This is a genomic window from Pseudomonas sp. GG8 (genome assembly GCF_052976945.1).
On the sequence record NZ_JBRIIP010000001.1, the window covers coordinates 3834677 to 3849554 of the forward strand.

Genomic DNA, 14878 nt, shown 5'->3' on the forward strand with positions numbered 1-14878 from the left:
AATCCATCAACGACAAACCACCCTAAATAAGTGGTCTAGTCCGCCCGAACTTTGCATGTCCCTCTTCAGGTCAGCGCCAAAGAGCTTCTCCTGCCCTGGAAAAATACAGGTAACATGCCGGCCTCAGCCCCATTACGGCCCCATCATGCCTGCGATTTCCCGCTTTCCCGTTGCACCTTATCTGTTCGCGTGTCTGCTTGGTCTGTTCGCCCTTTGCGGCTTCTGGTATGGACTGGGGAAGCCGGTGATTCTGCCGGACGCGGCCACGCCTACGCACAAATTGCAGTGCGCCTCGTACACCCCGTTCGACAAGGATCAATCCCCGTTCGACCAGCCCTTCAAACTTCGACCGGAACGGATGGATGCCGACCTGGCCCTGCTCGCCACCCGATTCCAATGCATTCGCACCTATTCCATGACCGGACTGGAAGCCATTCCGGCGCTCGCGCGCAAACACGGGCTGAAGCTGATGCTAGGCGCCTGGGTTAATGCCAATCCCGTGGACACCGCCAAGGAAGTCGATGCACTGATCGCTTCGGCCAATACCAACGCTGACGTGGTCACTGCGGTGATCGTCGGCAACGAAGCGCTGTTGCGCAAGGAAGTGACCGGCTCGCAGTTGGCGAAGCTGATTCTTCAGGTCAAGGGCCAGGTCAAACAACCGGTGACCTACGCCGACGTGTGGGAGTTCTGGCTGCAGTACCCGGAAGTCGCGCCTGCAGTGGATTTTCTGACCATCCATTTGTTGCCGTATTGGGAAGATGATCCCAAGGGCATCGACGACGCTCTGGAGCATGTCGCACAGATTCGTCAGATCTTCGGCAGTCGCTTTGCGCCCAAAGACATCGTGATCGGCGAGACCGGCTGGCCCAGCGAAGGTCGCCAGCGGGAAACCGCTGTGCCGAGCCGAGCCAACGAAGCACGATTCATTCGTGGTTTTGTCGCCATGGCCGAACAGAACGGCTGGCACTACAACCTGATAGAAGCCTTTGACCAGCCGTGGAAACGCGCCGCCGAAGGCGCGGTAGGCGGTTACTGGGGATTGTTCGATGCAGACCGCCAGGAGAAAGGCGTGCTCGCAGGCCCGGTTTCCAACCTGCCTTACTGGCCTTTCTGGCTGGCCGTCAGTGGGCTGTTATTCGCGATGACTTTGGCAGTTGCTGGCCGCGTGTCCACCACACGCGCGGCGTTGGTCTTACCGCTGCTGGCCGCGCTGGGTGCTTGCTGCGTCGGCACCTGGGGCGAGCTGGCACGGATTACTAATCGTTTTGCGGGCGAATGGGTCTGGGCCGTGCTGTTGGTTGGTTTGAATCTGCTGGTGCTGACCCATGCCGCGCTGGCGCTGTCGGCCAAAGACGGCTGGCGGGCTCGCGCATTCCTCTGGTTTGAGGCCCGCGCCGGTTGGTGGGTAACCGCCACGGGGTTCGCCGCAGCGGTGATGATGCTGGCCATGGTGTTTGACCCGCGCTACCGCAGCTTTCCCACGCCGACCCTGATACTGCCCGCCTTGTTCTATCTATTCCGGCCAGTGCGTGTTCCGCGCCGGGAAGTCGCGCTGCTGACGTTCATCGTCGGTGCCGGTGTCGCGCCGCAGTTGTTCCAGGAAGGGCTCGCCAGCCAGCAGGCATTGGGCTGGGCATTGGTCAGCCTGCTGCTGACCGCTGCGCTGTGGCGTTGTTTGCGGGTCCGTCACGCCTGAACAGGCTGGGAATGTACCCATTGTGTTACCGGCCACACAAAGGCCGGTACCCATTCGGGTAACACGGAAACAAATGCTGATGATTTTTATCGAACGCACCGATACGACTTTATTTAAGTTACTGATTTTAAAGGATTTCTATAAACTGGCACGGCTCATGCTATATCTCTTGCACAACAAAAATAAAAACAAAGCAGCAACCCAATAAAAACAATACGTATCGGCTCTGACATAACAAGAACAACACGGACAGAGACGCAGCTAACAGATTTTTTTGGAGTGGAAGGGCTTTACCGGGGTTTCGATCCCGCAACCGGGCAGAGAACAATAAAACTACCTCAGGTAGCTACCAACGGGTTGGGTCACATCAGTGATCAAAGCAAGTCAGCGCTCAAAAAAATACGTTTGCTCTTGATCCCCAATGGGATCGCACAAAACAGCAGTAAAGGGACAGGTCGCCAAAAACAAGAACAGGCCACCCTACAATAATAAAAAAAGAGCACGCAATACGATTAGAGGGGAGCTTCGGCTCCCCTCAGTGCTGTCTGGGGTTTGAGATTCTGGATGTTGAATCAACGCACAGCGCGCGGTGCTCTGACCAACCGCAACCCGGCAATCACTACGGCAAACACTGCAAGGCTCGCACTGTAGAGCACCAGCGCCGGAATCCCGAACAGCACCGCTAGCACTGCCAAACCCCATCCGGCCCGACCTGGCACACAAAAAGCGATGACCGATGTCACCAACGCCGCCCAGGCGATCACCCCGAAATGAATCATCAACCCAAGGCTCGAACGCATCTGGCATTCCCAGTTCAATGCCTCGTTGGCGCAGAGACCGACCCAGCGGGCATCCTCCATCAACGAATAACGTAAACCATAGCTGGCAGCGAGCCAGAGCGGCAGAACGATCAGCAGCACAATCAGTGGCAGACGGCGGGACATGCAATACTCCAGAAACCAACGCGGCCGAAACCGGAAACGGCGCCCAGCATAATCGCCCGACACCCGTATGCAAGGGGCTCCAGCAATAATAAGACTGGCTTTACTGTCAGTTAACGGTACAGAACGTGTATCGTCTCAAACCTATACACGGCGTTCGCTTGCAAGTACGGCACTTTGGCACTACCCCAGTGGTCATAACCTGCGTACCTCACTCAGCACTTTCCCCAAGGGATTTAGTCATGCTCCGTTTTCTGCGCTGCGCTGCCGTTTTCGGCGGCCTCATTTTGAGTGCGTCCGCTCTGGCGGTCGATGTCGACCCGACCAGTTATGGCTTCCCCCTGACCAACCCCTTCGAAGCGACCATTGCCACAACACCTGCGGACCTGCGTCCAGACCTACCGGCCGATGCCGATATCGATCAAGCCGATTACACCCTTAACTTGCGTCCTGAACGCGATTTCACGCTGCCTGACAATTTCTGGGCAGTGAAAAAACTGCGCTATCGTCTGGCCAAGCAAAATCATCCGGCTCCGTTGGTCTTTTTGATTGCGGGCACCGGCGCGCCGTACACCAGTACGCTCAACGAATTCCTGAAAAAACTGTACTACGGTGCTGGCTATAACGTCGTGCAGTTATCGTCGCCCTCCAGCTTCGACTTCATGAGTGCCGCCTCGCGCTTTGCAACACCCGGAGTTTCCAAGGACGACGCGGAAGACTTGTATCGGGTGATGCAGGCCGTGCGTGCCCAACAATCGAACGTGCAGATCACTGATTACTACCTGACCGGTTACAGCCTGGGCGCACTGGATGCAGCCTTCGTCGCCCACCTGGACGAAACCCGACGCAGCTTCAATTTCAAGCGGGTGCTGCTGCTGAATCCGCCGGTCAACCTCTACACCTCGATTACCAACCTCGACAAACTGGTACAGACTGAGGTCAAGGGCATTAATAACAGCACCACGTTCTACGAACTGGTACTGGCCAAGCTGACCCGTTACTTCAAACAGAAAGGTTACGTCGATCTTAACGACGCGGTGCTTTTTGACTTCCAGCAGTCCAAGCAGCACTTGACCAATGAACAGATGGCGATGCTGATTGGCAGCACCTTCCGTTTCTCGGTGGCCGATATCGCCTTCACCTCCGACCTGATCAACCGCCGCGGGTTGATCACCCCACCCAAATACCCGATCAGTGAAGGGACCAGCCTGACCCCGTTCTTCAAGCGTGCGCTGCAATGTGATTTCAATTGTTACATCACTGAACAGGTCATCCCGATGTGGCGTGCACGCACCGACGGCGGCAGTCTGCTGCAACTGGTGGATCAAGTGAGCCTCTACGCGCTCAAGGATTACCTGCACAACAGCTCGAAAATTGCCGTGATGCATAACGCCGACGATGTAATTCTTGGCCCTGGCGACCTCGGTTTCCTGCGCAAAACGTTTGGTGACCGCTTGACTGTTTATCCCTACGGCGGCCATTGCGGCAACATTAACTACCGCGTCAACAGCGACGCCATGCTGGAGTTCTTCCGTGGCTAAACATCTCTTGTTTATCGCTGCCCTGTTGTGCGCAGGCGTAACCCATGCGGCCGATGTCCCACCAGCGGCCCATCCCCCGATCGTTGCCAGGGTCTCCAATCCGGACGGTTTCACCGAACCGTTGAAGTCACTGAAATTCAACCCGGGCCTGGACCAGCGAGAGTTCGAACGCGCGACCCTCAACGCCCTCAACGTCTATGACCCGTTAGAGTCGTGGAACCGTCGGGTGTATCACTTCAACTATCGCTTTGATGAGTGGGTATTCCTGCCGGTGGTCAACGGCTATCGCTACATCACACCGAACTTTTTGCGCTCCGGCGTCAGTAACTTCTTCAGCAACCTGGGCGATATCCCGAACCTGTTGAACAGTCTGTTCCAGTTCAAGGGCCACCGCTCGCTGAACACTACGGGCCGATTGCTGCTCAACACCACGGTCGGCGTCGCCGGGCTGTGGGACCCCGCGACCATGATGGGCCTGCCACGTCAAAGCGAAGACTTTGGTCAAACGTTGGGCTTCTATGGCTTGCCAAGTGGTCCGTACCTGATCCTGCCAATCCTCGGGCCATCGAACCTGCGTGACACCGCGGGGCTGGTCTTCGACTTTACGGCCGAATCGCAGATCAACTTCCTCAATGTCGCCCAGGTCAGCGACAATCACCCGGAAATCTACCTGTTGCGGGCTATCGACCGGCGCTACACCAACAGCTTCCGCTATGGTCAGGCGAACTCACCGTTCGAGTACGAGAAAGTGCGCTACGTCTACACCGAAGCGCGTAAGTTGCAGATTGCCGAGTAAGCAACTGAGCAACTGAGCAAGCGTCATAAAACGGCCAGCCTGGGTAACAGGCTGGCCTTTTTATTGCCTGCTTTGTTATTGCCCATAACGATCAACTGCCGCTGACAGGGGAAAGCATCAGAATAATTGATAACCAAGGCATAAAAATCGCACCATTCCCTCAACGGGACAGGCATAACATAGTCGCCATTCCCACCTGATCAGGAGCTGCCGTGATGACTCAATTTCGCAACGTGCTGGCGATTCAAGCCGGTCAGCCTACTTCCGACGGTGCCGGCGTGCGCCTGACTCGTGTGTTCGGCGGCGAAAGCATGGAGCTGTTCGACCCGTTCCTGATGCTCGACGAGTTTGGCTCGGACAAGCCCGACGATTACATTGCCGGTTTCCCTGCGCATCCGCACCGAGGTTTCGAGACGGTCACCTATATGCTCGAAGGTCGGATGCGCCACGAGGATCATCTGGGCAACGTAGGCTTGCTCGAAGGGGGTGGTGTGCAATGGATGACGGCAGCCCGCGGGATTATCCACAGCGAAATGCCTGAGCAGGAGGAAGGTGTGATGCGCGGTTTTCAGCTGTGGCTGAACCTGCCGGCCAAGTCCAAGCTCAACCCCGCCAGCTATCAAGACATTCAACCGCAGAACATTCCCCGGTTGACCACGAAGGCTGGTGTGGAAGTGGTCGTGATCGCCGGGCAGTTCGACGACGGTCAGGTGCAACAGGCGGGTGCAGTGCAGCGCCCGGATACCGAACCGTTTTATTTCGACCTGCACATCCCCGCTGGCGCGAGCATCAGCCCGCAGATTCCACAGGGCCACCGCGTGCTGCTGTACGTTTACGAGGGCACCCTTGAACTTGCTGGTCAGCCACAAACAATCGACACCTGTCGTCTGGTACGCTTGTCTGACGTCGGTGAGTTGCAACTGCACAGCGCCTCAGGGGCAAAGGTGTTATTGATCGCAGGCAAGCCGTTGCGTGAGCCCATCGTGCAATACGGCCCGTTCGTGATGAACACCCGAGAAGAGATCGAGCAGGCATTGCGTGACTTTCGCGATGACCGCCTGACCGCCTGATCGACCGCGTAGTCGTTGGCATTGCAGAGACGGAGGATGACGCAGCATCCATAAAAATGTGGACGAATCCATTCCCCGTTATCGGTCTTATCGTTAACGGGGAATGGATTCATTGCAGAGAGGCGTTCATTGCTGGGTTTTGTGATCCAGTGCCGCGTAGAAATGGGCGCTTTGTTGCAGATATTTGGTGGTGTAGCTCTGGGTGACATTCGATTTTTTGTCGCTGATCTCGACACTGGCGCTGGCAGGCAGGGCGACAGCGGCGGAGATGGCGGATGCTGCAATGACAGAGAAGATATTGAAGTTCATGTCGTAAGCCTCGGATGTTCAGGTTGGATAACTGCCGTTTAAGGCCGTGACTCAAACTTACGCCCGGGGGTCTGATCTCAGAAATGCTTTGTACTGGTAGCCCATATCAACTCAATTAATAACAGGCTGCAGCGCCCGGAAAACGGGGCTTAAGCCTATTATTCAGGGGTTAGCGGGTGAGGAATCTGAAGTCAGAGGGTGAGTCGATGTCCATTTTTTGCACGGTTTCGCCCAAAAGACCGGTCTTGGTGTCGCGGCGGAGGATAACGATCTGGTTGCTTTTCTGATTGGCAATCAACAGAAAATGACCACTGGGGTCAATGCTGAACTCGCGCGGCTCAGTGCCCTCGACCGAGCGCCGCTGGACTTCCTTGAGCTGGCCGGTCGCCGGCGCGATGGAAAATACCACTAGCTGATTGGCCTCTCCCCGATTGGCGACATACAGAAATTTACCGTCCGCCGAGCTGTGTAGGCCTCCTGCGCTATTTTTCTGCTGCATGCTCTTGTCAGCCAGATCAATCAGCTGGGTGCGCTTGAAAACCCCGTCGTGGTAATCGAACAGCGCCACCTGCGCCGACATCTCCAATGTCAGATAGGCGTGCTTGCCGTCGTGACTGAACAACACATGGCGAGGCCCGCTGCCCGCAGGTAATTCCACCGCAGGGTTCCTGGCGGGTTGAAGGGGTTGCTTGGCCTTGCTGTCGTATCGATAGACAAACAGCTTGTCGGCCCCCAGATCGCTGGCGATCAGGTACTTGCCGTCCGGTGTCGGTACGACCGAATGCACATGGGACGACGCTTGGCGCTCTGGATCGATATGGCTGGCCGGATGGCTGCTGGTTTGCGCAACGGCGGACAGCTTGCCCGACGAATCCACCGGCACCACTGCCAGCGCGCCGCCCGGATCGGGGTGCACGGCGTAGTTGGACACGAACAGGAAGCGTCCGTCAGGGCTCAGACTGGAATGGGTCGGCTCATCGCCCTTGCTCTCGACCTGATTGATCGGTGTCACTTCATGGCTTTTACCATTGATGGCGAAGCTGCTGACCTTGCCCACGGTGTTGCGCTGACCTGGACCGTTCTCATTGACCACGAACAGGCGGCGCTGATCGTCGGAAAGCGTCAGCCAGGACGGGTTTTCGCTTTTGATCACTTGGCGCGGGTGCAGGTCGATCTTTCCACTCTGACTGTCGAACCGGTAGCGGTAGATGCCTTCACTGTTACCTTGGGTGTATGACCCCACCAGCACATCGTACTCAGTGACATTTTGCGCTAAAACGGGGAAAGCGCTGATCCCACTCACCATCACCAGCCAGGGCAGAGTTTTACGGTTCATGAGCAGTTCTCTAATTGTTGGAGGTGTTGGGCGCCCTACTTGGCCAATCGCGCTATCGCCATCGATTCTATGACAGCGCCCGTGATGCAATCGTTTTATCGCGGCGTGTTATCAAGGTTTGGGCAGCGCGAATGCCATCACGTAATCGCCCTTCCGGGTGCCGAGCGAACCATGACCGCCAGCCATAATCAGCACGTATTGGCGACCGTCTCCACCGGTGTAGGTCATGGGCGTGGCTTGACCGCCCGCTGGCAGGCGGCCCTCCCACAGTTGTTTGCCGTTGCGGATGTCATAGGCCCGCAGGTATTGATCCAGCGTACCGCCGAGGAACGACACACCACCGGCGGTGCTGATCGTGCCCCCCATGCTCGGCACACCCATGGGCAACGGAACCGGCAGCGGCGCACTGTCGCGAACTGTACCGTTCTTGTGTTTCCAGATCACTTTATGGGTGGTCAGATCAACCGCCGCAACGTAACCCCAGGCCGGTGCCTGGCACGGCAACCCCACGTGTGAAAGCAGTGGCGACAGGATCACCCCATACGGCGCTCCTTTGTTCGGCTGCACGCCTTGGGTTTCACTTTTGCGTGCAGGGCCTCCCTGCATGGCGGAGCGTGGTACCAGTGTCGAGGTGAAGGCCATGTAATTGGGCGAAAGAAAGGCAACCTGCCGCACCGGATCGACGGAGATGCCGCCCCAATTGAAGACGCCGACATTGCCTGGATAGATGATCGACCCCTGAGTCGAGGGTGGCGTGTAAATCCCGTCATAGCGCAGCGAACGAAACGTGATGCGACACAGCATCTGATCAATCGGAGTCACGCCCCACATGTCCGCTTCGCGCAAGCGCGGCGGCATCATGTTCAGCGCCGACATGGGCTGGGTTGGCGAGGTGAAGTCACCCTCCACCGCACCCTGCGGCACAGCGGTTTCCTTGATGGGCACAATGGGCGTACCGGTGCGGCGGTCGAGGACATAAATGCTGCCCTGCTTGGTCGATGCCAGCAGGGCCGGCTTGATCCCGCTCTCGGTCTTGAGGTCCATCAGTGTCGGCTGCCCGCCGACGTCCATGTCCCACAGATCATGGTGGGTGAACTGAAAGGTCCAGCGCACCTTGCCCGTGGCAATGTCCAGCGCGGTCACGCCGGCGCTGTACGGCTCAGGCTGCTGGCGATCACCGCCCCACTGATCCGGCGTATGGTTGCCCATGGGCAGGTAGAGCATGCCCAGCTTTTCGTCGACGCTCATCACCGACCACATGTTGGGCGAGTTGCGGGTGTAGGTCAGGCCGGGCAGGATTGGCTCGGTGTTGTCGGGGTTGCCGCTGTCCCAGTTCCATACCAGCTTGCCGCTGCGCACGTCGAAGGCACGAATCACCCCCGACGGCTCGTCGATGGATTCATTGTCGGTGACATGCCCGCCAATGATCACCAGATCGCGGGTGACCGCAGGTGGCGATGTAGAGTAATACCCGCCCGGGGTGAAGTCCCCGATATTGCGGGTCAGGTCGACCGAGCCTTGATCGCCAAACTCTTCGCACAGCGTGCCGTTATCCGCGTTCAGGGCGATCAGCCGGGTATCTGCGGTGGGCACAAAAATGCGCCTGGGACAGGTGTTCTTCACCGCCACGACGGCTTTGCCAGAGGGGGTTTTGCCAGAAAACGCTTTACCCTCAGGGCTTGAGGGATACGCCCCGACATCATGGTAGGCCACTCCACGACAGGTCATGTGCGCCCAACCTTTAAAGTTGGCGGCATTCTGCGTGCTGAGTTTGGGATCGAAGCGCCAGATTTCTTTGCCGGAATCCGGGTCCAGGGCAATCACCTGGCTGTGCGGAGTGCACAGATAGAGCATGCCGTTAACCTTGAGCGGGGTGTTCTCGGCAGTGGTTTCCTGCGGATCGTTGGGACCCGGCAGATCGCCAGTGCGAAAAGTCCACGCGAGTTGCAGCTGATGCGCATTGTCCGGGGTAATTTGCGCCAGAGGTGAATACCGGTCACCGAACGCACTGCGCCCGTATGACTGCCAATCGCCGTCAGGCTGCTTTGGCGCACTCTGCTGCACACCCGCATCGGCACGTGCCAACTCACCCTTGATTTCATCGTACTGCGTGTATTGACTGGCCCATGCTGCAGCACCGGCAACCAACACTGCCAGGCTCAGACTGGCAGTGGAAAACCGTTGATGTTCCGGCCTCAAAGGACGCCGAACAGCCGGCAACAACAGTACGATGCCCAGGACAAACCACAAGGACAAGCGCGGAACCAGCTGCCACCAATCCAGCCCGACTTCCCACCACGCCCACAGCGTGCTGACGAGCAGCAGCACGGCATACAGCCCAATCGCAGCACGCCGCGCCAGAATCAGCAACACCCCGCTCAACGCAAAGCCGGCCCCGGCAAGTACGTAATAAAACGACCCGCCCAACTGCGCCAGCTTGACGCCCCCGGTCACCATGACCAGTCCTAACGCCAGCAACACCGTCCCGACCAGAGTCGGTAACAGGCCCGCACGTTTCTTTATTGCACCTTGGGTGCTCATAATGGATCTCCCTATCGTTTGTGGCTCAAATCCGTTGAGCCGATGTGAAACGCAGTATAGCTGCCGTAAGAAACTCGACCCGTCGACGCGAATCAGTCCCGCCCGGAAGCGTCGTCGACGTCGACGTCTTCGTCCACATCATCATCGCTTGGCGTAAACGCGCTGAGGCACACGATCCGGTGATCAGCACTACCATCGCTGAGGGTCCAGCTCTGCAATTGCGTATCAAACGTCGCTGCCTGCACCTGCGCAAGGCTGAAACGCCAGATTTTGCGCTCGCGACCGTCTATTGCCTCAACCTCCAGATGTTCGTCGCCCAGAGAAAACTCCCAGGCATGCAGCCCGTCAATTTCCAACATGTTGGCCGTTTGCAAGGCCGCAAGCAGGGTTTGGTTAGTGCTGGTCATAACGTTCAATCGCCTGAGTTAAAGGACGAATGATAGGCCAAACGGCGGGACGTTCCCACGCACTGCCAATCTCTGTTTATGAACGACCCTGAATTCCCCACCGAATCAGCCCATCGCAGCCGTTGACGCCACCCCATCCACCAATCGCTGAATGCCCAGCGGGTTGGCGTTTTTTAGGGCGGCGGGCAGTGCGCTGTCCGGGTAGTTCTGGAAACACACCGGGCGCAGGAAACGATCGATCGCCAACGTCCCCACCGACGTCCCACGGGCATCGGAAGTCGCGGGATAAGGCCCGCCGTGCACCATCGAATCGCACACCTCGACCCCGGTCGGATAACCGTTAAGCAGGATACGGCCGACTTTCAGTTCCAGCAGCGCAGTGAGTTCGCTGAACTGCTGCAGGTCGCCCGGTTCGGCGATCAAGGTCGCGGTGAGCTGACCGTGCAAGCCGTGCAGGGCTTCGCTGAGTTGGGCTTGATCGACGACTTCCACCACCACGGTGGTCGGGCCGAATACTTCTTCCTGCAACACCGCGTCGCCGTTGAGCAACAGGCTGGCATCGGCCTTGAACAGTTGTGGCCGGGCCTGATTACCCTGCTGTTCACTGCCTGCCAGGTGCGCGATGCCAGGGTGCGCCTGCAATGCCTGCAAACCTTTGGCATAGCTGCCTAGCGTGCCCGCATTGAGCATGGTTTGCGGCGCTTGATCGTTGATCTGCGCGCTGAGCTGTTGCACGAATTCGCTGAACGCGGGCGAGCGCAGACCAATGACCAGACCGGGATTGGTGCAGAACTGACCACACCCCTGAACCACCGACGCAGCCAGTTCGCCGGCAATGCTTTCGCCGCGTGCAGCCAGGGCCTCGGGAAGGATGATCACCGGGTTAATGCTGCTCATCTCGGCGAACACTGGAATCGGTTGTGGGCGCGCTGCCGCCATGTCGCACAGGGCGCGGCCACCTTTGAGCGAGCCGGTGAAGCCCACGGCCAGAATCGCCGGATGTTTGACCAGCGCTTCACCCACGCCGGCGCCGTAGATCATGTTGAACACGCCGGCCGGCATGCCGGTCTTTTCCGCCGCGCGGATGATCGCATCAGCGACCTGTTCGGCGGTTGCCATGTGCCCGCTGTGGGCCTTGAACACCACCGGGCAACCGGCCGCGAGGGCCGAAGCGGTATCGCCACCGGCCGTCGAGAACGCCAGCGGAAAGTTACTGGCGCCGAACACGGCAACCGGGCCCAGGCCGATGCGGTACTGACGCAGGTCCGGGCGTGGCAACGGTTTGCGTTCCGGCAGCGCCTGATCGATTCGCGCACCGTAGAAATCTCCACGGCGCAGGACCTTGGCGAATAAGCGCATCTGGCCACTGGTACGTCCGCGTTCGCCCTGGATACGCCCGGCAGGCAGCGCGGTTTCACGGCAAACCATGGCAACGAAGTCATCGCCCAGCGCGTCGAGTTCATCGGCGATGGCGTCGAGGAATTCAGCCCGTTTCACTGCGCTCAATTGACGATAGATCGGGTACGCGGCAGCGGCTGCCTTGGCGGCGCTGTCGACTTCTTCGAGGGTGGCCTGATAGAAGTCGTGGGGCAGCTTTTCGCCGGTGCTGGCGTCGACGCTGTGCACGATGACCTGGCCGGCAGCGCTACGCTGACCGCCGATGTAGTTGTAACCAAGAATGTGGGACATGAACGGTGCTCCTTAAAGGGTGCCAATGGCGCCGGGCTGAAAAGCCGCTTCAGCCGGGGCGATGCCGTTGATCAACGGGGCGCCGAAGTCGGCCTGACTGATTTCGAACGTATCCCCTGGCCGAGCGCACACGCCGTCGGCAAAAGACAAGGTCGCGGTGCCGAAGAAATGAATGTGCACATCGCCCGGACGCAGGAATTGGCTGTACTTGAAGTGGTGGTATTCGAGGTTCTCGAAGCTGTGGCACATATTGGCCTCGCCACTGAGGAACTCTTTTTCCCAGAGCACCGTGCCGTCACGAAGGATCCGGCTGGTGCCCGACAGGTGTTGCGGCAGTTCGCCGACCCGTAACTCCGGGCCAAATGAACAGGCGCGTAATTTGGAGTGAGCGAGGTACAGGTAGTTCTTGCGCTCCATCACATGGTCGGAAAACTCATTGCCGATGGCGAAGCCCAGACGGTACGGCGTGTGGTCAGGACCAATCACATACAAACCGCTCAACTCCGGCTCTTCGCCAGCATCTTCAGCGAACGGCGGCAGCGGGAACGAACGCCCTGGGCGAACGACGATGCCGCCGTCGCCTTTATAGAACCATTCTGGCTGCACTCCGGCCTGGCCAGCGGTCGGTTTACCACCCTCAAGACCCCATTGAAAAATGCGCATGCTGTCGGTCAATGTCGCGTCATCAACCGTGTGCTGGTGCATTTTGTCCCGCGTCGCAGCACTGCCCAAATGCGTCAAGCCAGTACCACTAACCAGCATGTGTGCCGGATCGGGATGGTCCAGCGGTGGCAGAATGCGCAGGTCTTGCAGCAGTTGCGGGTAATCGTGATCGGTACCCAGCCCTTGGCGTTCGACCTGTTGCACCAGACTGACGCCCGCCTCAATGGCGGCCAGCGCCAGTTCGCGAACGCTGGCAGCGCCCACCACTTCGCGCACCCGCTCGCCGTCCACCACGCCAACCCGACGCTGGCCATTGCTCAATTCGAACTGTACTAAACGCATGTGCATGCTCCCTTCTTTGCAGGCTTCAAGGACGGCTGACAGGCTGAGCCCTTTGGCTTCGGGCGCTGGCAGCAAATTCGGTCGGAGCCAGAGCGTGTTTACGCTCCAGCAGGCGGTAGACGACGCCGGTCAGAAACAAGCCGAAGACCATGACGCCAGACAGGAAGTACAGGCCCGACGCAAGGTTGCCGGTGTACTCCTTCAGCGCGCCGATCACGAACGGTCCGATGTAGCCGCCGAGGTTGCCGACCGAGTTGATCAGGGCGATACCGGCCGCCGCGCTGGCCCCGGCAAAGAAGCGTCCCGGCAAGGTCCAGAACACTGCCGTGCAGGAAAACAACGCGAACGCCACCAGGCACAGGGCCGCCAGTTGCAGTACCGGCATCGTCAGCCAGGCGCTGAGAAACAGGCCAATAGCGCCGAGCACATACAGCACTGCCAGATGCCCGTAGCGGTCATTCAATCGGTCGGAGCTGCGCGGGATGATCAGCAAACCAATGATGCCGAAGATATAAGGCACCGCCGAGACGAAGCCGGTGGTCAGGTCGCTACCGCCGAACTGCTTGATCAAGGTCGGCAGCCACAAGCCCAGTCCATAGATGCTCAGGGTCACGGGCAGGTAGAACAGCGCCAGCAGTAACACTCGCTTGTCTTTAAGGGCATGCAACGGATTGCCATGGCGGGTCTGGCCGTACTCTTCCAGGTCCTTTTTCAGCTCACCGGCCAACCAGTCCTTCTCGGTCTGGTCCATCCACTTCACCTGTTTCGGACCATCCGGCAACCAGCGCAAGACCGGCCAGGTCAGCAGAATCGCCGGGGTGCCGATGACGATGAACAGCCACTGCCAGCCGTGCAGACCCAACACGCCATCCATCCCCAGCAATCCACCGGAAACCGGCCCGGTGATCATCATGGCAATGGGTTGCGACAGGATGAACAAGCCGAGGATCTTGCCGCGATGGCGAACCGGGAACCATTGGGTGATGTAGTACAGCACCCCCGGAAAGAAGCCCGCCTCCGCTGCGCCCAGCAGCAAGCGCATCACGTAGAAACTGTGCGGCCCTTGGACAAACGCCATGCCGATGGTGATCGCGCCCCAAGTGATCATGATGCGGGCGAACCAGCGGCGGGCACCGAAGCGCTCAAGCATCAGGTTGCTGGGGATCTCCAACAGAAAGTAGCCGATAAAAAACAGCCCGGCGCCCAACCCGTAGGCCGCGTCACCGATGCCCAGGTCCGCGCCCATGTGCAGCTTGGCGAAACCGACGGCAGAGCGATCCACGTAAGCAATCAGGTACAGCAGGATCAGGAAGGGAATCAGTTTCAGGGTGATGCGGCGTATAAGCCGGAGTTCCTGGCTCATGAAGGTGGTCTCCAATTGTTTTTGTTATGGAACCTCGGGGATCGCCTCTGCACCTTACAGCACTGGCAGGGTCGTCCCTCGCTGGAAATCGACTATATAGTATTACTATTTAAGCCACAACTCTTCCAAATACAGGTTTTTAGGCTTACTTTAACCAGAGAAAACGCCATTAAGTCTTACA

The 14878-nt window shown here is 58.5% G+C and carries 12 protein-coding genes; 4 read left to right on the top strand and 8 right to left on the bottom strand.

Features of this window, described 5'->3' with window-relative positions; all coding sequences use genetic code 11:
- Positions 1–145: 145 nt before the first annotated feature.
- Entirely contained in the window at positions 146–1699 is a 1554-nt protein-coding gene (locus tag ACVBEG_RS18485) for a glycoside hydrolase family 17 protein (protein ID WP_322180712.1), read from the top strand.
- Positions 1700–2271: 572 nt separating this feature from the next.
- Here the strand turns inward: ACVBEG_RS18485 and ACVBEG_RS18490 are convergent.
- Positions 2272–2643 carry a hypothetical protein gene (locus ACVBEG_RS18490; protein ID WP_322180714.1) on the bottom strand — a complete coding sequence of 124 codons (372 nt, stop codon included), beginning with the start codon at positions 2641–2643 and terminating at the stop codon, positions 2272–2274.
- A 239-nt stretch (positions 2644–2882) separates the two neighbouring features.
- Here ACVBEG_RS18490 and ACVBEG_RS18495 point away from each other — a divergent pair, with 239 nt between their 5' ends.
- The 3 genes from ACVBEG_RS18495 to ACVBEG_RS18505 all read left to right on the top strand — a co-directional run bounded on the left by ACVBEG_RS18495 (position 2883) and on the right by ACVBEG_RS18505 (position 6047).
- Entirely contained in the window at positions 2883–4181 is a 1299-nt protein-coding gene (locus ACVBEG_RS18495; RefSeq protein ID WP_322180716.1) for a serine/threonine protein kinase, read from the top strand.
- Positions 4174–4977, top strand: a complete 804-nt coding sequence (locus ACVBEG_RS18500; RefSeq protein WP_322180718.1) for an MlaA family lipoprotein — start codon at positions 4174–4176, stop codon at positions 4975–4977. Before ACVBEG_RS18495 ends, ACVBEG_RS18500 begins: the two co-directional genes overlap by 8 nt.
- Positions 4978–5192: 215 nt before the next feature.
- Positions 5193–6047 (top strand): pirin family protein, encoded by an 855-nt coding sequence (locus ACVBEG_RS18505; RefSeq protein WP_322180720.1) that lies wholly within the window; start codon positions 5193–5195, stop codon positions 6045–6047.
- Between the two features lie 126 nt (positions 6048–6173).
- Here the strand turns inward: ACVBEG_RS18505 and ACVBEG_RS18510 are convergent, their stop codons facing one another.
- The 7 genes from ACVBEG_RS18510 to ACVBEG_RS18540 all read right to left on the bottom strand — a co-directional run bounded on the left by ACVBEG_RS18510 (position 6174) and on the right by ACVBEG_RS18540 (position 14697).
- On the bottom strand, positions 6174–6356 hold the full coding sequence (locus tag ACVBEG_RS18510; protein WP_322180722.1) for a hypothetical protein: 183 nt from the start codon (positions 6354–6356) through the stop codon (positions 6174–6176).
- A gap of 169 nt (positions 6357–6525) precedes the next feature.
- Entirely contained in the window at positions 6526–7692 is a 1167-nt protein-coding gene (locus ACVBEG_RS18515) for a lactonase family protein (RefSeq protein WP_322180724.1), read from the bottom strand.
- Between the two features lie 111 nt (positions 7693–7803).
- Positions 7804–10233: a glucose/quinate/shikimate family membrane-bound PQQ-dependent dehydrogenase gene (locus tag ACVBEG_RS18520; protein WP_322180726.1), complete on the bottom strand. Its 2430-nt coding sequence runs from the start codon at positions 10231–10233 to the stop codon at positions 7804–7806.
- 92 nt (positions 10234–10325) lie between these two features.
- On the bottom strand, positions 10326–10640 hold the full coding sequence (locus tag ACVBEG_RS18525) for a DUF5629 family protein (RefSeq protein ID WP_322180728.1): 315 nt from the start codon (positions 10638–10640) through the stop codon (positions 10326–10328).
- Between the two features lie 105 nt (positions 10641–10745).
- On the bottom strand, positions 10746–12329 hold the full coding sequence (locus ACVBEG_RS18530; protein ID WP_447108176.1) for an aldehyde dehydrogenase (NADP(+)): 1584 nt from the start codon (positions 12327–12329) through the stop codon (positions 10746–10748).
- Between the two features lie 12 nt (positions 12330–12341).
- Positions 12342–13334: an AraD1 family protein gene (gene araD1, locus ACVBEG_RS18535; protein ID WP_447108177.1), complete on the bottom strand. Its 993-nt coding sequence runs from the start codon at positions 13332–13334 to the stop codon at positions 12342–12344.
- A 25-nt stretch (positions 13335–13359) separates the two neighbouring features.
- Positions 13360–14697 carry an MFS transporter gene (locus ACVBEG_RS18540; RefSeq protein WP_322180734.1) on the bottom strand — a complete coding sequence of 446 codons (1338 nt, stop codon included), beginning with the start codon at positions 14695–14697 and terminating at the stop codon, positions 13360–13362.
- Positions 14698–14878: the final 181 nt, after the last annotated feature.